Here is a 16,542-nt window from a genome sequence, read left to right on the forward strand (position 1 = left end):
CCGCGGCTCCGGCGAGCTGCACGCTGGCTCCGAGCGGTCCGCGGCCGACGCCGGCCACCCGTTCGGCGCGGACCTCGACGTCCATCCGCTTCAGCGCTCCCGCGGTGTCGGCGTCGAGGTCGCCGCCGTCGGTGAGGACGACGATCTCGCTCGCGATCCGCTCCAGCATCGCGGCGCGCAACGGGATGCTCGGGTCGGCGCCGAGGATGCCGACGGGCAGCCCGGTGAACTCGTGGCCGTGGCAGTAGGGGCAGTGCGCGACCACGTCGCCCCAGAGCCCGTCGAGCCCGGGGACGTCCGGCAGCGTGTCGGCGACGCCGGTCGCGAGCAGGACCCGCCGGGCCGTGACCGTAGCGCCGCTGGCGAGTCGGAGGGTGAAGGCGCCGGCGTCGCCGTCGATCGCCGTCACCTCCTGGTCCCGGACGTCCACGGCCGGGTAGCGCTCGAGGTCGGCGCGGGCTGCGGCCCTGAGCTCGGCCGGCGGAGCACCGTCGTGGCCGAGGAAGTTGTGCATCTCCGTGGCGGGGTCGTTGCGGTAGCGGTCGGTGCCGAAGACCGCGACCGGGCGGTTCATCCGGCCCAGCGTGAGTGCGGCCTGGAGTCCTGCGGAGCCGGCGCCGACCACGGCGACGTCGTACTGGTTCGTGTCCATCGTCGTCCTCTCGTCCTTGTGTTGACCCGAAGCCTGTGACTTCATGTCAACATGAAGTCAAGTGCGGACCAGGTCCGATGGACGGTCGGTGAGCTGGCCGACCGTTTCGAGCTCCCCACCCACGTCCTGCGGCACTGGGAGACGATGGGCCTGCTCGCGCCCGAGCGCGACAGTGCCGGCCGTCGGCGCTACCGCGAAGCCGATGCCTACCGGGTCGCGGCGATCGTCTCGAGCAAGGCGGCCGGGATGAGCCTCGACCAGATCAGGTCGTTGCTCGACGCGGCCGCGGACGACCGTCGGCGGATCCTGACCGAGCACCTCACCGACCTGGCCGCTCGGATGGCGGAGATGGAGCGCTCCCGGCACCTGACCGAGCACGCCCTGGAGTGCCGTGCCCACGACGTCGCGAACTGCCCCAACTTCCGCGCGCACGTGGCTGACCTGGTGGCCGGGACCCGCCGTGGGCTGCACCCTGGTCGGCACCCTGTGCACGACCCTGGTCAACACCGAGCCGCCGTGCTTGAGTGACCCAGGTCACATCGGTACGGCCCAGGTCCGGGTCGCCTTCATGGGGAAGGTCAACATGCCTCTCGCTCCCACCCGATCCGTCGGTCACCGCATCCGGCTGCTCCTCGCCGGGATCCTTCCGGTCCTGGCCGCACTCGCCCCGCTCGCCGTCCAGGCGCCGGCGCAGGCGGCCGGTCCGTCGTACGTCGCGCTCGGTGACTCCTACGCCTCCGGCGTCGGCACCCGCAGCTACATCAGCGACGGCACCAGCTGCCAGCGCTCGACGTACGCGTACCCCTACCTCGTCGCCGCCCAGAAGGGCTACACGCTCAACTTCAAGGCGTGCTCCGGCGCCACCACCTCGACCGTCACCAACAGCCAGCTGAGCGCGGTCACCTCGACCACGAAGTACGTCACGATCTCGGTCGGCGGCAACGACGCCGGCTTCTCCAGCGTGATCACCGAGTGTGCGCAGCCCGGCTGGATGTCGAACTGCGACGGGGCCATCAACACCGCCCAGTCGTTCATCAACAACACGCTCCCCGGGCGGCTCAACACGCTGTACGCGTCGATCGACTCCCGCGCGCCGAACGCCGTCGTCGTCGTCACCGGGTATCCGCGGGTCTTCATGGGCGAGGACTGCAACGCCGGCACCTGGTTCTCCCCGTCCGAGCAGACCCGGCTCAACCAGACCGCCGACCTGCTCAACGCCAAGCTGTCCTCGGCTGCGGCGGCCAAGGGCTTCAAGTTCGCCAACCCGACCAGCCGGTTCATCGACCACGCGGTCTGCGACGACGTGGAGTGGATCAACGGCCTGTCCAACCCGGTCAGCGAGAGCTACCACCCCAACCGGCTCGGCCAGTCCTCCGGCTACAAGCCGCTGGTGAGCACGCTGCTGGTCGGGGCGGCGTAGGTCTCGAGACGGTCGCCAGGGCGACCTCCTCGACCAACGTGGTGGGCGGTTGCGGGGGCGACCTCCTCGACCAACGTGGTGGGCGGTTGCCGGGGCCGCCGCTGGTTGAGGTACGACGAGCGTGGAGGCCGCCGCTGGTTGAGGTGGGACGGTCGCGGGGGCCGCCGCTGGTTGAGGTGGGACGGTCGCGGGGGCCGCCGCTGGTTGAGGTACGACGAGCGCCAGCGAGGAGCCTCGAAACCAAGGCTGGTAGAACACAGGGCATGCGACGGATCTCGGTGGCGCTGCCGATCTGCCTGCTCGTGCTCGCTGGCTGCAGCGACGATCCCGGTGCGGACGGACCGGACGAGGAGGCGGCCCAGGAGCTGGTCGGCGCCCTCGCCGAGGGTCTCGCGGAGGCGGCGGCCAGCGACGTCGACGCGGCCGACACCGCGGTGGCGTCGGTGGCCTACGCGGGCAGGTCCGGTCGCTCGGCTGCGCCCCGGTACGAGGAGATCGTCGCCGGCATGGACGGCATCGTGCCGACGATCGAGGTCGGCGAGGTCGAAGAGTCGGAGGGCACGACCACGGTCGGACTGACGTGGGAGTGGCCGGTCGTCGAGCCCGGCGCCATCTGGTCCTACGAGACGGCTGCCGAGGTCGTCGAGCGGGACGGCGACTGGGAGGTCGTGTGGGCGCCGACGATCGTCGAGCCGAGCCTCGGTGCCGACGAGGTGCTGCAGGTGACCACGATCCCGGCCGGCCGCGGGGACATCTACGGTGCCGACCGCGAGGTGCTCGTCACCGAGCGTCCGGTGCTGCGGTTCGGCATCGACCGGGTGCGCGTCGGTCGGGCCGAGGCGGGCGACTCGGCACGCGCGTTGGCGCAGCTGGTCGGCGTCGACGTCGCGCCGTACGTCGAAGCGGTGCGCGCCGCGGGTGACCGGGCGTTCGTCGAGGCGATCTCGTTCCGCGAGGCGGAGGTGCCGCCCGCGGTGCTGGCCGGCTACCCGCAGATCCCGGGTGCGGTCGCCCTGTCCGACGACATCGCGCTCGCGCCGACGCGCGACTTCGCGGCGCCGATCCTGGGCCGGGTCGGGCCGGTCACCGCGGAGATGGTCGAGGCCGACCCCGACCGCTACCGGGCGGGAGACGTCGCCGGAGTCAGCGGGCTGCAGGCGCGCTACGACGAACAGCTCGGCGGCACGCCCGGACGCCTGGTCGAGGCGGTCTCCGAGACCGAGGCCGAGCCGGCCCGTGACCTGTTCCGGGTCGCCGAGGCCGACGGCGAGCCGCTCGACCTGACCCTCGACCGGCGCCTGCAGACGAGCGCCGAGGAGCTGCTGGCCGGGGTTGCGTCGGGCAGCGCGCTGGTCGCGATCCGTCCCAGCGACGGCGCGATCCTCGCGGCCGCGAACGGACCGGGCAACGGTGGCCTGAACCTGGCGACCTACGGACAGTTCCCGCCGGGCTCGACGTTCAAGATCGTGAGCAGCCTGGCGCTGCTGCGCGCCGGGCTCACCCCGGACAGCACGGTGAGCTGCCCGGCGACCGTGACGGTCGACGGCAAGGCCTTCGGCAACTACAGCGACTACCCGAGCTCGGTGACCGGCGACATCCCCCTGCGTACGGCGGTCGCGCAGTCGTGCAACACGGCCTTCATCGGCGCGCGTGACGAGCTCGCGGACGGCGACCTGGCCGACGCCGCCGCGAGCCTCGGCCTCGGGGTCGACCACGACCTCGGCTTCCCGGCGTTCTTCGGCAGTGTCGAGCCGCCCGCCACCGAGACGGAGGCCGCCGCGGACCTGATCGGGCAGGGCACCATCCTCGCCTCGCCGATGGCGATGGCCGCGGTGATCGCGTCGGTGCAGGAGGGGGCGCTCGTCGTACCCCGGCTGGTCGAGCAGATCGAGGTCTCCGACCACGACCACACGCCGCTCACCGGCGCCGAGGCGACCCAGCTGCGCGAGATGCTGCGCGGGGTGGTCACCGGCGGCAGCGGCAGCCAGCTCGCCGACGTCCCGGGCGCCCCGGTCATCGCCAAGACCGGGACCGCGGAGTTCCAGGGCGACGACGGGGTGCAGACCCACGCGTGGATGGTTGCGGCCCAGGGCGACCTGGCGGTCGCGGTGTTCGTCGAGATCGGGGAGTCCGGCTCGCGCACCGCCGGCCCGATCCTGGAGGCCTTCCTCCGCGCGGCCTGAGGCCGGCAGCGTGGCGGGAGCTCCGCACCACGGCTTCCCCCGGTCGTAGGGAGCGAGGAACGAGCGACCCGAGCGCCGGGAGGCCGTCGCCGTACGGGAGCGAAGACACGCTCGGCCCATTCAAAACTAAACGAGCCCCCGGCTGCATGGGGTCAGCTCAGGGGCTCGGTCGCGTTCGTAGGTGCTCCCTCCGATTACGACGTGCCCAGGGTAACGTCCCTGCGGTTGCCGGACACAAGGTTCCGGAGAAGATTTTCGCCGGCCCCGGGATCCGCTGGCACGAAGCTCCCGGGACGGTGTAACAGTGGCCCCATGAGCGACTCCAAGTCCGCAGCCAGTGACGCCCGCTCCGAGGCGCTGCACATCGACCGCCGGCAGCTCTTCATCGGGGGTGCCTGGCGTCCGGCGTCCGGGGATGCCCGGTTCGACGTGTTCGATCCCGCCGACGGCTCGGTGCTGACCGATGTGGCCGACGCCAGCGTCGACGACGCCAGGGCGGCGCTCGACGCCGCGGTCGCGGCGCAGCCGGGGTGGGCGACGACCGCGCCACGAGAGCGCGGCGAGATCCTGCGACGGGCGTTCGACCTGGTCACGACGCGGGCCGACGACCTGGCGCGGCTGATGAGCCTGGAGATGGGCAAGACGGTGGCCGAGGCCCGCGGCGAGGTGACGTACGGCGCGGAGTTCCTCCGCTGGTTCTCCGAGGAGGCCGTCCGCATCCATGGGCGTTGGATGCAGGCCCCGGCGGGGGGTTCGCGGCTGCTGACGGTGAAGAAGCCGGTCGGACCGTGCCTGTTCATCACCCCGTGGAACTTCCCGCTGGCGATGGGCACCCGCAAGATCGGGCCCGCTGTGGCGGCCGGGTGCACGATGGTCGTCAAGCCGGCCGGGCAGACGCCGTTGACCATGCTGCTGCTGGCTGAGCTGATGGCCGAGGCGGGCCTGCCGGACGGCGTGCTCAACGTGGTGACCACCAGCCACTCGGGAGAGGTCAGCGCGGCGCTGATGGCCGACCCGCGGCTGCGGAAGGTGAGCTTCACCGGCTCCACGCCGGTCGGCAAGGCGCTCGTGAAGCAGTCCGCCGACCAGCTGCAGCGGGTGAGCATGGAGCTGGGTGGCAACGCGCCGTTCCTGGTCTTCGCCGATGCCGACATCGACGCGGCGGTGGCCGGCGCGATGATCGCCAAGATGCGCAACATGGGCGAGGCCTGCACGGCCGCGAACCGGTTCCTCGTCGAGGAGTCGGTCGCCGACCAGTTCGCGTCCAAGCTCGCCGAGCGGATGGGGTCGCTGCGGCTCGGCCGCGGCCAGGACGACGGCGTCGACGTCGGCCCGCTGATCGACGAGAAGGCGGTTGCCGGCGTCACCGCGCTGGTCGACCAGGCGGTCGGCGCCGGCGCGCGGGTCGTCACCGGTGGCAGCGCACCGGACGGGCCGGGCTACTTCTTCACGCCGACCGTGCTGATGGACGTGCCGGCGGATGCCGACGTCAACCGCGAGGAGATCTTCGGCCCGGTCGCTCCGATCACCACCTTCGCCTCGGACGACGAGGCGATCGAGCGGGCGAACGCCACGGAGTACGGGCTGGCGGCGTACGTCTTCACCCGCGACCTCGGTCGCACCATCCGGCTGGCCGAAGCCCTGGAGTTCGGCATGGTCGGCATCAACACCGGGCTGATCTCCAACGCCGCAGCCCCGTTCGGCGGCGTGAAGGCAAGCGGGTTCGGGCGCGAGGGTGGGTTCGAGGGCATCGAGGAGTACCTCGACACGACGTACGTCTCGCTGCCTGCCGGGTAGCGGCTGCCGGTCCCTCCGCGCGCGCTGATGTAACACGCCGTCCATCGGTCTGGCAGGACGTCGACGTCGCTTCGGCCCCGATGCAAGGGTCTCCCAGCGACGTCAGCGGTCGCCCGGATCCGCGAACAGCGTGTTACATCGCGCGCCGGTCAGGCCACGAATCGGCCCCGCCGCGCAGGTCAGGCGTCGGGCTTCTCCTCGGCCGTCCCCGGAACCACCTTGTCGGAGCCTGAGACCCCGTGGTCGACGGCCGTCGTGAGCAGCGACTGCAGGTCCACCCCGGTGGCGGTCTTGAGCATCTGCATGGTCTGGGCGACGTTGTCGACGACCTGCCGGGGCAGCGCGCCGGCGCCGTCGGTGGAGAGCACCGTGAGGTTGTCGATCGCGCTCATCGGCGCGGCGACCTCCTTGGCGATCTGCGGCAGCACCTCGATGAGCATCTGCAGCACCGCGGCGTCGTTGTAGTGGGCGAAGGCCTCGGCGCGCTTGTCCATCGCCTGCGCCTCGGCCTGCCCGACGGCGAGGGTCGCGGCGGCCTGCGCCTCACCCTCCACCTTGGTCGCCTCGGCGAGCGCGGACCGGCGGGCCTTCTCGGCCTCACCGCTGAGCCGGGTCTCCTCGGCGTGCGCCTCGGCGGCCGCGATGGTGGCGGCCTTGCGGGCCTCGGCGGCCGCGATCTCGGCGGAGCGCTTCGCGTTGGCCTCCTGCTCGACCCGGTAGCGCTCGGCGTCGGCGGGCTTGCGGACCTGGGTCTCCAGCTGGCGCTCGGTCAGCGCCGCCTGGCGTACGGCGACCTTCTCCTGCTCGGCGAAGATCGCCTGGTCGCGCTCGGCCTGGGCCAGCGGACCGGAGGCGGCCGCCTGGGCGGCGGCGGCGTCGGTCTCGGACTTGATCTCGGCCACCTTCAGCGCGAGCTGCCGCTCGGCGATGGCGATCTCCTCCTCGGCCTTGATCCGCGCCTGCTCGGCCGCCCGGCGGGCCTCGGCCTCGGCGATCGAGGCGGCCTGCTGGATCCGCGCGGCCTCGGGACGTCCGAGGTCGGAGAGGTAGCTGCCGTCGTCGGTGACGTCCTGGATCTGGAACGCGTCGAGGATCAGGCCCTGTCCGGTGAGCGAGCTCTCGGACTCGTCGGCCACCCGCTGCGCGAACGCCGCGCGGTCGCGGATGATCTGCTCGACGGTCAGGCCGCCGACGATCGAGCGCAGGGCGCCGGCGAGCACCTCCTGGGTGAAGGTCTCGATGTCGTGCTGCTGGCTCAGGAACCGCTGCGCGCCGAGCCGGATCTGATCGGCGTTGCCGCCGACCTTGACGATGGCCACGCCGTCGAGGTTGAGCTTGATGCCCTGGCCGGACACCGCGCCGCGGATCTGTACGGAGATCCGGCGGCTCGAGAGGTCCATGGTGGCGAGCCGCTGGACGAACGGGACCACGAAGACGCCGCCGCCGAGCACGACCTTCTGGCCGGAGAGGTCGGTGGTGAGCTGGCCGGTCTCGGGGTTGATGACCGCCTTGCCCTTGCGGCCGGTGACGATGAACGCCTGGTTCGGCCCGGCCACCTTGTAGCGGCTGGTGATCAGCAGCACCAGCAGGACGAGGAGTACGACGACGCCGATGATCGGCCCCACGACGGTGAGAGACATCAGTCAGTCCCTTTCAGCTCTTGGACGGCTACTCGGAGGGCTTCCACACCGGGGCCACGGTGACCGCGGTGGGTGATCGGACGCCGGTGATGGTCACCTCGGCGCCGGACTCGATCGCGAGCAGGGCGCTCGCGTTGCACTGCAGCACGTGGCCGCCGACGGCGACCCGGACGACGCCGTAGCTGTCGCCGCCCGGGATGGCGGTGAGGACGCGGCCCATCTGGCCGACGGTGTCGTTGATCGACACCGTGCCGTCCTCCGGGCCGTCCTTGACCAGCTTGGTCAGCCACCAGGCGAACCAGCCGACGATGAATCCGCTGACGCCGCCGATCGCGACCGATGCCAGCGTGGGCAGCCCGGCACCTTCGGCGGCGGCGCCGCCGAAGCCGAAGGCGGACACGAAGCCGCCGAGCACGGCGGTGGAGAACACGTCGCCCTCGAGACCGTTGAGCGCGCCGCCCACCGCGGCTTCGAGATGGTCACCGACCACCAGCGAGAGCAGCACGAGTGCCAGGCCGACGAAGCCGAGCACGAGGAAGGCGGTCACGTTGTCTCCGGGGATGGATGCGGTGGGACTCCGGATCGTATCCGGCGCGGGTTCGGCCAAACCAGGTTGCGCCTCGCGGGGGCCACGGGGCTTGACTTCAAGTTAACTTGAACTCGTTGACTGGGGCGCACGAGAGCGGTCACCGGCGCCCCGGCCCACGATGAAATCGGTGGCTGGTGTCGGTCCACACCCCCAGACTGATCTCCAAGGAGACCTCATGACCGATCAGCTGACGACCCCCACGCCGGCGCCCGAGAGCCCGCAGCCTCCGGCCGTGCGGCGACTGCCGCGCGCTCTCACGCCGTTCCGGCACGTCGGCTACCGCCGGCTCGGCACGGCGCTGGTGATCAGCACCTTCGCGAGCGGTGTCTGGGTGGTCGCGCTGGTCTGGGAGGTCATCCGGATCGGTGGCGGCCCGGGACAGCTCTCGCTCGTGTCGACCGCCGGCGCTGTCGGCGTACTGCTCCCCGCGCTGCTCGGAGGCGTCGTCGCCGACCGGGTGCCACAGAAGCTGATCCTGGTCGCGGTGGCGACCATCGAGCTCGCCGGCATCGCGACGGTGGCTGCTCTGTCCTGGGCCGACCTGACCCAGGTCTGGCACCTCGCCGTCGTGTCCTTCTGCACCGGCGTCGGCATGGCGTTCTACTACCCGGCCTACTCCGCCTGGCTGCCCGCGCTGGTCCCCAAGGAGGACCTGATGGCGGTCAACGGCTTCGAGGGGATGGTCCGGCCGACCGTCGGCCAGGCGATCGGGCCGGGTGTCGCCGGCGCGGTCGTCGGCGCCGCGTCCTCCTCGGCGGCGTTGACCGTCGCCGCGCTCGCTGCGCTGCTCGGTCTGTTCGCGCTGACCACGGTGCCGCTGACGGCCGTACGCCGCGAGCCGGCCACCGACGCCGAGGCCGGTGGTGAGGCCGGCGATCAGGTCGGTGGTGCCGCGCACGCGGTCGCGACGGCGATCGAGGACATCCGCGAGGGCTTCGTCTACATGGTCCGCACGCCCTGGCTGCTGGCCACCCTGCTCTTCGCCTCGATCATGATCCTGGCGATGATGGGGCCCTTCGAGGTGCTGATCCCGTTCCTGATCAAGGACAAGCTCGGCGGCGGACCCGCGGACCACGCGCTGGTGATGGCGTGCTTCGGCATCGGTGGTGCCGTCGGTTCGCTGGCGATGGCGTCCATCCGGATGCCGCGCCGCTACCTCACCTGGATGAACCTCATGTGGGGCGTGGGCTGCCTGCCGTTCCTGGTGATGGGCTACGCCGACGCGGTCTGGGTCGTGGCGGTCGCAGCGTTCCTGCTCGGGGCCCTGTTCTCCGCGCCGATGGTGATCTGGGGAACCCTGCTGCAGCGCCGGGTCCCGGCCCACCTGCTGGGCCGGGTCGCCTCGCTCGACTTCTTCGTCTCGGTCAGCCTGATGCCGGTCTCGATGGCCCTGGCCGGGCCGGTCTCGGAGTGGATCGGGCTGCGCACCACCTTCACCATCGCCGCGATCGTCCCCGGCGTCGCCGCCGTGCTCGCGGTCTGGCTCGCCAAGCTCCCCGCCGACGAGCTGGCCCACCCGTTGCGGGACGAGTAGGCAGAGTCCGCCTCGCCGGCTCGGCCGGCTCAGTCGGTTCAGTCCGTCTCCGGGCGCTCCAGGCTCTCCAGCACCTTCGCGTTGTGCCGGTAGCCGTGGGCCTCGTAGCCGACCACCGTCACCCAGGGAGCGAGGGACAGCGCGAGCAGGCACCACTCGAGGTCGATCCCGCTGGCGGCCATCCAGAGCGGCGCGACCAGGACGACGACGGTGCCGGCGATCAGCAGCAGGTGGAACGGATCCATGCTGCGGGTGATGACCGCGTAGAAGCCGTAGAGCGCGAGCAGGTAGACCCCGAGCGGGATCGCGACGGTGAGCAGGGTGCCGACCGGACCGAGATAGGAGTGGTCGTCGAGGTAGTAGGCGGCGACGTGCAGCCCGGCGCCGACGGCGACGACCGCCCCGAACAGCGGCATGTGGCCGTAGCCCCAGACGAACGAGCGGTCGCGGCGCAGGTGCAGGATCTCGCCGTGCGGGAGGGAGAAGTAGGTCCACCACATCCCGAACGTCACCGCGGTGCCGGCAGCCGCCAGCACCGCCACCTCGAGCGTGACCTCGTCCTCGACGAGGACGGCGATGCTCGCCATCGTGCCGATCATCCCCTCGCCGAGGGCGATGATGACCATCAGCCCGTAGCGCTCGGCGACGTGGTGGGCGTGCCACGGCGTACCGCCGTACCGGCGCTCGGCGACGTAGGGACCGCCGGTCTCGATCAGCAGCGGTACGCACATCAGCACGAACGTCGTCACCACCGGGAGGTCGACGAGCGCCAGCGCGCACCACATCACCTGCGCCACCACGATGGTGACGACGTAGAGGCCGTGCACCGTACGACGGTCGGTGTCCTGCCGGGTGGCGCGCCACCACTGGAAGACCATCGCGACCCGCATCACGACGTAGCCCCAGACCATGACGTCGTTGTTGAGGGTGTCGCCACCGTGGATCGACTTGAACATCGCCGGCAGGCCGAGCGCGAACACCAGCACGCCGACCATCTGCAGCATCGTGGTCAGCCGGTAGAGCCAGTCGTCGGTGTCGTAGGCCGAGGCGAACCAGGTGAAGTTGATCCACGCCCACGAGATCGCGAAGGTCGCGAACGCGAAGCCGACGATGCCGGCCACGACGTGGTCCTCGGCGAGCGTATGGGCGAGCGCGTTGGCCGCGGTGCCGAACGCCACCACGAAGGACAGGTCGAAGAGCAGCTCGAGGGTGGACGCCGACCGGTGCTCCTCGTCGGGGTCGCGGCCGCGCATGGGAAGGGTGCGGTGCCGCAGGGTCGCGTCGGACATGGCGGCGATCCTAGAAGCGGCCAGGGCGGACGGGAACTACGAACGCCCCAGGAGGGCGAGCAGCCGCCGCGTCGGGCCGGCGTCGGCGGGCACCGGGACGGGCGGCCCGAACTCCCCGTCGTGCTCGAGGGCGAGCGCGAGCGCGGTGGGGAGGAGTGCCTCGGCGAACGGCTCGGGGAGGGGGAGGCCGGCGCCCGTCGTACGTCCGACGTCCCAGCCGTGCACGGCGATCTCGACGGCGGCGAGGCGGGCGATGGTGCCGACCGGCACCGGGCGTCCCCCGACCTCGACCGTGTCGGAGGTGGCGCTCGTCCAGGCCCCGAGCAGGCCGCAGGCCTTGGTCTGGAGCGTGCTGATGCGCTCGTCGAGCGGCGCGGGGGCGGTGCTGCGGAGCCCGATCGCGCCGCCGGCTCCCTCGGCGAAGGCGTCGAGGGAGTCCTCCATGTGCGCCAGCAGGTCGCCGAGCCGCCACCCGCGGCACGGGGTGGGCAGGCAGAGGTCGACCGGGGCGACCGTGGCCAGCGCGCTCCGGGCGTAGCCGAGCGCGCGCTCCAGCAGCTCGACCCCCGGATCCGGCGAGCTGGTGCGGGGACCGGGGAAAGCAGTCATCGGGTCAGCCGGTGGTGGCCGGGCCGTCGGCAGCGCCGGGCTGCCAGTCGGCCGGCAGGCGCTCGGGCAGCCCGAACCGGGTGAAGTGCTCGGCGCCGAAGAAGGCGGTGACGTGGCGGACCTTCTGGCCGGCGAGGTCGAGGACCTGCATGTGGAACGGCTCGAAGTGCCCCGCGGGCTGGCGCATGTAGAGACCGAACGCCGGCTGGCCGTTGGCGACGGTGCGCAGCATCGGCATGTCGTGGATGCCGCCCGGGCACTGGGTGTCGATGAGCTCGCCGATGTTGGCGGCGCCGCGGTAGTGGTTCAGGAACGGCGGCATGTCCCACGTCGCGTCGTACTGGAGCAGCTGGACGATCCGGTCGATGTCCTTGGCCCAGAACGCCTCGAGGTAGGCGTCGAGCAGCCGCTGCTGACCCTCGTCGAGGTCCGGCTCGACCGTGTCGGGGGTCAGCTCGCGCTCGTCGAACTGCGCGTGCGCGCGTTGGAGCGCGGAGTTGACCGCGGCGGTGGTGGTGTCGAGGGCGGTCGCGGTCTCGGCCGCCGACCAGCGCAGCACGTCGCGCAGGATGAGGACCGCGCGCTGCCGGGCGGGCAGGTGCTGGAGGGCGGCGACGAACGCGAGCCGGATCGTGTCGCGCTCCGCGACCTCGACCGCGGTGTCGGGGATCGGCTCCAGCCACGGGATCTCGGCGTCCCGCTCGAGCGCGTCGCCGGCGACGGAGTCGGCGGTGCCGAGGCCGGTGGGCAGCGGGCGCCGCGGGCGCCCCTCGAGGTTGGTCAAGCAGACGTTGGTCGCGATCTTGTAGAGCCAGGTGCGGACCGAGCTGCGGCCCTGGAAGCTCGCCGACGCCTTCCAAGCCCGGAGGAAGGTCTCCTGCACGAGGTCCTCCGCCTCGTGGACCGACCCGCTCATCCGGTAGCAGTGCGCCATCAGCTCCCGCTGGTAACGCCCGGTCAGCGTGTCGAAGTCCGCGAGCTCGTCGGGTCCCGTCGTCTGGCTCGTCAGCTGCTCGGTCACCATCGTTCCCATCGCCCTACCCCCGGAAGTTGTGAGTCTGCCTGATGGGTCGACCGGGCTCAATCGAGAAACTCATCGGTGGGTGTGCAGGAATCCCCGGTTGACCGGGGACTCCTGCGCTTGTCGGGCACTGCAACACCCGACAAGCGTCAGTTTCCCCGGTCGACCGGGGATTCCTGCGCCAGCGCGAGCGCCCGCTGGGCGAGAGGTACGGCGCGCGCCCGGTCGGCGGGGACCAGACCGACCCGGGTCCGGCGGTCGAGGAGGTCGGCGACGTCGGCGGCGCCCTCGTGGGTGACGCCGAAGACCAGCTCGGCCAGGGTCACCGGGATCGACGCGTCGATCGACGCGAGCAGCTCGGCGTCGGGGAGGCCGGTCGCGGCGCGGGCGGCGTCGAGGACGAGGGCGGCGTCGGTGCCGAAGCGGCGGACCAGCCGGGCGTGGCCGGGCGTCTCGGCGCGCTCGAGGAGCTCGGCGAGCTGGACCCGCGGGGCGGCGCCGGCGAGCGGGAGCCGGGCGGTGACGCACGGACCGGCGCTGAGACCGGCGCGCGCGACCGCGGCGTCGACGGCGTCCTCGGCCATCCGGCGGTACGTCGTCAGCTTGCCGCCCACGATGGTGACGACCCCCGCGGGGCTGGTCAGCACGGCGTGCTTGCGGGACAGGTCGGCCGTGCCGTCGCCACTGTCGTCGCCCGTGTCGAGGAGCGGCCGCAGGCCGGCGAACGCGCCGACCACGTCGCTGCGCCGGAGCGGGCGGGAGAACGAGGCGCCGACCACGTCGAGCAGGAACCCGATCTCGACCTCGGTCGGTTCGGCGACGTCCGGCACCGGGCCGTCGGCAGGCTCGTCGGTGAGCCCGACGTAGATCTGGCCGTCGGGCTGGGGCAGCACCAGCACGAACCGGTTGCGCTCCCCGGGGATCGGCGCGAACACCGCGACGTTCAGGCCCGGCAGGGTGTCGCCGCGCAGCACCAGGTGGGTGCCGCGCGAGGGCCGGAGCCGGACGTCGTCGACGACGTCACCGGCCCAGACGCCCGCGGCGTTGATGACGGTGCGCGACCGGACGCTGCGGGTCTCGCCGGTCAGCTCGTCGCGCAGGGTGGTTTCGAGGCTCGGTGTCGGGGTGCCTCGCACCTCGACCACCGAGAGCACGCGGGTGTGGGTGTGCACGGCAGCGCCCTGGTCGGCGGCGGTGCGGGCGAGGGTGGTGACCAGCCGGGCGTCGTCCTCGAGCTGGCCGTCCCAGCCGAGCACGGCGCCGCGCAGTCCGTCGGCGCGGAGCGTCGGTGCGAGTCGGCGGGTCTCGGCGGCGGTGAGCCGGCGCGGCTTGGGAAGGGTGTCGGCACTGGTGCCGGCGACCCGGCGAAGCAGGTCGCCGCCGAGCAGGCCCGCTCGGGTGAGGGCGCCCATCGGCCGGCTCACGCCGGCCGCCAGCGGGACGATCGTGGGGAGGGGACGGGTCAGGTGCGGGGCGGTGGTCTCCATCAGGATGCCGCGCTCGACGGCGCTCTCGTGCGCGATGCCGACCTGTCCGCTGGCGAGGTAGCGCAGTCCGCCGTGCACGAGCTTGGACGAGAAGCGCGAGGTGCCCCAGGCGAGGTCGAACGCGTCGACCGCGAGCACGCTGAGGCCGCGGCTGGCTGCGTCGAGGGCGACGCCGGCGCCGGTCACGCCGAGACCGACGACCACCACGTCGACCGACTCGGGCACACCGGCGAGGCCGGGGGTGATCCTGCGGGGAGCGTTCATCGGTCGTCCTCCTCGGGGTTCAGGGTGCGGATGACGAGCGTCCGCAGCTCGTCGTCGAGCTCGTCGGGGGAGACCTCGTCGTCGGCCATGGTGTGCGCGGACAGCACGAAGCCGTGCGCAGCGAGCACGACGCCGCGCGCGATCGCCGCGGGGTTGCCCGCCCGGACCGTGCCGGCGGTCTGGCCGGACGCGATCACCGCGGACAGCAGGCCGAGGATCAGCTCCTGCGAGCGACCGCGTCGCGCCAGGAGGTAGGGGAGGATCAGCTCGGGGTCGAGCTCGACGATCCGCACGAACAGCTCGTTGTCGCGCAGCACGGTCACCGCGCGTACGACGCCGTCGGCGATCTGGCCGGGTGTGGCTCCGCCCCGCTGCCCGGCGTCGTCGTACCCGAGGATCTCGGTCGACCCCACCAGCTCGCCCCACTCGCGTGTCATCAGGTCGCCGAGCAGCTCCGGCATGTCCGACCAGGTGCGATAGATCGTCATCCGGGAGACGCCCGCGCGGCGAGCCACCTCGGTCAGCGTCGTGCGCCGCCAGCCGACGTCGAGGATGCAGGCGCGGGCCGCGTCCAGGTAGGCGTCCCGCGGACCGGGTTCCCGCGCAGGGTTGTGACGATGTGACGACATGTGTCACACTGTAACACATGGACCAGATCACGCCCACAGAGATCAAGCACAGTCAGCTGCAGCCCGAGATGCCGACCACGCGGTGGGGCGATCCTGCCCACGCCGGCCCGCTTCCCGACAGTGTGCGCGACCTGGTCGGACTGGTCTTCGAGCTCTCCGACACCCCGGCCGTGACCGACGTCGCGGTGCCGGCGCCCCGGCTCCCCGCCGAGCTGGTCGACGGGTTGCGCGCGGTGGTCGGCGACGAGCACGTCGTGCTCGACGACGCCGTACGCCGCCAGCGCACCCGCGGCAAGTCGACGCCCGACCTGCTCCGTCAGCGCGCCGGCGACCTCGACGACGCGCCCGACGTGGTCGTCCGGCCCGCCGACCACGACGGCGTCCAGGCGCTGCTCGACTACGCCCAGCAGCACCGGATCGCGGTGGTCCCCTTCGGGGGCGGTACGTCGGTGACCGGCGGCCTCGCGCCCGACCGCGACGGATTCGCCGGGGTGGTCTCGCTCGACCTCGGACGGATGCGCAGCCTGCTCGCGCTCGACCCCGTCTCCTCGACCGCGACCCTCGGCCCCGGCCTGCGCGGTCCCGAGGCGGAGGCGCTCCTCGCCGAGCACGGGCTGATGATCGGCCACTACCCGCAGAGCTTCGAGTTCGCGACCATCGGCGGCTTCGCGGCGACCCGGTCCAGCGGCCAGTCGAGTGCGGGCTACGGCCGGTTCGACGCGATGGTCGTCGGCCTCCGCGCCGCCACCCCGCGAGGTGAGGTCCGGCTCGGCGGCACCTCCCCGTCCAACGCCTGCGGACCCGACCTGCGCGAGCTGTTCCTCGGCTCCGAGGGCGCGTTCGGCGTGATCACCGAGGTCACCGTGCGGGTGCGCCCGCTGCCCGAGGTCAAGGAGTACGAGGGCTGGCACTGGCCGTCGTTCGCCGCCGGCGCCGATGCGATGCGGGCGCTCGCGCAGGGCGACCTGCTGCCGACCGTGCTGCGGCTCTCCGACGAGAACGAGACCGCCATCAACCTCGCCCGCCCGGACGCCATCGGCGACGACGAGACCGCCGATGCCGCAGGCGGCTGCCTGATGATCGTCGGTTACGAGGGCACCCCCACGTCGGTCGCGGCGAAGAAGGCCGCAGTCACCGCCGCGCTCACCGACCTCGGTGGCACGCCGCTCGGCAACGAGCCCGGTGACGCGTGGGCGGCGGGCCGGTTCGAGGCGCCGTACCTCCGCGACTCGCTGCTCGACGTCGGCGTGCTGGTCGAGACCCTCGAGACGGTGACCTTCTGGTCGAACCGGGAGCGGCTCTACGCCGCGGTGAAGTCGGCGCTCGAGGCTGCGCTCGGCGAGGGCACGATGGTGCTCTGCCACATCTCGCACGTCTACGCGACGGGCTGCTCGCTCTACTTCACCGTCGCCGCCGCCGGCGGCGAGG

The 16,542-nt window shown here is 72.3% G+C and carries 14 protein-coding genes; 6 read left to right on the forward strand and 8 right to left on the reverse strand.

The features are described 5' to 3' along the window. A partial coding sequence (locus tag H0488_RS14780) for an NAD(P)/FAD-dependent oxidoreductase (protein ID WP_183100032.1) occupies positions 1-652 on the reverse strand: 652 nt, incomplete at its 3' end. 51 nt (positions 653-703) lie between these two features. On the opposite strand from H0488_RS14780, the gene H0488_RS14785 reads away from it, so the two are divergent. The 4 genes from H0488_RS14785 (at position 704) to H0488_RS14800 (ending at position 6,052) form a co-directional block, all read left to right on the forward strand. After that, complete coding sequence (locus H0488_RS14785) at positions 704-1,180, forward strand: MerR family transcriptional regulator (protein WP_183100033.1); 477 nt, start codon at positions 704-706, stop codon at positions 1,178-1,180. Beyond that, positions 1,173-2,072, forward strand: coding sequence for an SGNH/GDSL hydrolase family protein (locus H0488_RS14790; RefSeq protein ID WP_246372175.1), 900 nt, complete (start codon positions 1,173-1,175; stop codon positions 2,070-2,072). Before H0488_RS14785 ends, H0488_RS14790 begins: the two co-directional genes overlap by 8 nt. A 263-nt stretch (positions 2,073-2,335) precedes the next feature. Next, the gene (locus H0488_RS14795; protein WP_183100034.1) at positions 2,336-4,255 is read left to right on the forward strand and encodes a penicillin-binding transpeptidase domain-containing protein; all 1,920 of its coding nucleotides are present in this window, start codon (positions 2,336-2,338) and stop codon (positions 4,253-4,255) included. Between the two features lie 312 nt (positions 4,256-4,567). Continuing rightward, positions 4,568-6,052 carry an NAD-dependent succinate-semialdehyde dehydrogenase gene (locus tag H0488_RS14800; RefSeq protein ID WP_183100035.1) on the forward strand — a complete coding sequence of 495 codons (1,485 nt, stop codon included), beginning with the start codon at positions 4,568-4,570 and terminating at the stop codon, positions 6,050-6,052. Positions 6,053-6,231: 179 nt separating this feature from the next. Here the strand turns inward: H0488_RS14800 and H0488_RS14805 are convergent, their stop codons facing one another. Together H0488_RS14805 and H0488_RS14810 are read right to left on the reverse strand one after the other, a co-directional pair. Next, complete coding sequence (locus H0488_RS14805; protein WP_183100036.1) at positions 6,232-7,692, reverse strand: flotillin family protein; 1,461 nt, start codon at positions 7,690-7,692, stop codon at positions 6,232-6,234. 28 nt (positions 7,693-7,720) lie between these two features. After that, positions 7,721-8,239 (reverse strand): NfeD C-terminal domain-containing protein, encoded by a 519-nt coding sequence (locus H0488_RS14810; protein ID WP_183100037.1) that lies wholly within the window; start codon positions 8,237-8,239, stop codon positions 7,721-7,723. A 217-nt stretch (positions 8,240-8,456) separates the two neighbouring features. Between H0488_RS14810 and H0488_RS14815 the strand changes: the two genes are divergently transcribed. Further along, on the forward strand, positions 8,457-9,815 hold the full coding sequence (locus H0488_RS14815; RefSeq protein WP_183100038.1) for an MFS transporter: 1,359 nt from the start codon (positions 8,457-8,459) through the stop codon (positions 9,813-9,815). A gap of 38 nt (positions 9,816-9,853) precedes the next feature. Here the strand turns inward: H0488_RS14815 and H0488_RS14820 are convergent, their stop codons facing one another. From H0488_RS14820 to H0488_RS14840, 5 genes are all read right to left on the reverse strand, one after another. Next, complete coding sequence (locus tag H0488_RS14820) at positions 9,854-11,104, reverse strand: low temperature requirement protein A (RefSeq protein ID WP_220794613.1); 1,251 nt, start codon at positions 11,102-11,104, stop codon at positions 9,854-9,856. 36 nt (positions 11,105-11,140) lie between these two features. Continuing rightward, positions 11,141-11,713, reverse strand: coding sequence for a TIGR03086 family metal-binding protein (locus H0488_RS14825; protein ID WP_183100039.1), 573 nt, complete (start codon positions 11,711-11,713; stop codon positions 11,141-11,143). Between the two features lie 4 nt (positions 11,714-11,717). Beyond that, positions 11,718-12,746: a sigma-70 family RNA polymerase sigma factor gene (locus H0488_RS14830; protein WP_220794614.1), complete on the reverse strand. Its 1,029-nt coding sequence runs from the start codon at positions 12,744-12,746 to the stop codon at positions 11,718-11,720. Between the two features lie 137 nt (positions 12,747-12,883). Continuing rightward, positions 12,884-14,485, reverse strand: a complete 1,602-nt coding sequence (locus H0488_RS14835; protein ID WP_183100040.1) for a glycerol-3-phosphate dehydrogenase/oxidase — start codon at positions 14,483-14,485, stop codon at positions 12,884-12,886. Next, on the reverse strand, positions 14,482-15,114 hold the full coding sequence (locus H0488_RS14840; RefSeq protein ID WP_183100041.1) for a TetR/AcrR family transcriptional regulator: 633 nt from the start codon (positions 15,112-15,114) through the stop codon (positions 14,482-14,484). The genes H0488_RS14835 and H0488_RS14840 overlap by 4 nt, the downstream gene beginning before the upstream one ends. A gap of 17 nt (positions 15,115-15,131) precedes the next feature. Here H0488_RS14840 and H0488_RS14845 point away from each other — a divergent pair. Then, the coding region (locus tag H0488_RS14845; protein ID WP_246372177.1) for an FAD-binding oxidoreductase at positions 15,132-16,542 on the forward strand (1,411 nt) is incomplete at its 3' end.

The sequence above is a fragment of the Nocardioides pelophilus genome (assembly GCF_014180685.1).
Taxonomy (GTDB): domain Bacteria; phylum Actinomycetota; class Actinomycetes; order Propionibacteriales; family Nocardioidaceae; genus Nocardioides; species Nocardioides pelophilus.

Excerpts from the sequence above, each read along its gene's own strand:
- H0488_RS14785 (WP_183100033.1), top strand. The coding sequence starts at position 704 with ATGAAGTCAAGTGCGGACCAGGTCCGATGGACGGTCGGTGAGCTGGCC.
- H0488_RS14795 (WP_183100034.1), top strand. The coding sequence starts at position 2,336 with ATGCGACGGATCTCGGTGGCGCTGCCGATCTGCCTGCTCGTGCTCGCT.
- H0488_RS14800 (WP_183100035.1), top strand. The coding sequence starts at position 4,568 with ATGAGCGACTCCAAGTCCGCAGCCAGTGACGCCCGCTCCGAGGCGCTG.
- H0488_RS14805 (WP_183100036.1), bottom strand. The coding sequence starts at position 7,692 with ATGTCTCTCACCGTCGTGGGGCCGATCATCGGCGTCGTCGTACTCCTC.
- H0488_RS14815 (WP_183100038.1), top strand. The coding sequence starts at position 8,457 with ATGACCGATCAGCTGACGACCCCCACGCCGGCGCCCGAGAGCCCGCAG.
- H0488_RS14820 (WP_220794613.1), bottom strand. The coding sequence starts at position 11,104 with ATGTCCGACGCGACCCTGCGGCACCGCACCCTTCCCATGCGCGGCCGC.
- H0488_RS14825 (WP_183100039.1), bottom strand. The coding sequence starts at position 11,713 with ATGACTGCTTTCCCCGGTCCCCGCACCAGCTCGCCGGATCCGGGGGTC.
- H0488_RS14830 (WP_220794614.1), bottom strand. The coding sequence starts at position 12,746 with ATGGGAACGATGGTGACCGAGCAGCTGACGAGCCAGACGACGGGACCC.
- H0488_RS14835 (WP_183100040.1), bottom strand. The coding sequence starts at position 14,485 with ATGAACGCTCCCCGCAGGATCACCCCCGGCCTCGCCGGTGTGCCCGAG.
- H0488_RS14840 (WP_183100041.1), bottom strand. The coding sequence starts at position 15,114 with ATGTCGTCACATCGTCACAACCCTGCGCGGGAACCCGGTCCGCGGGAC.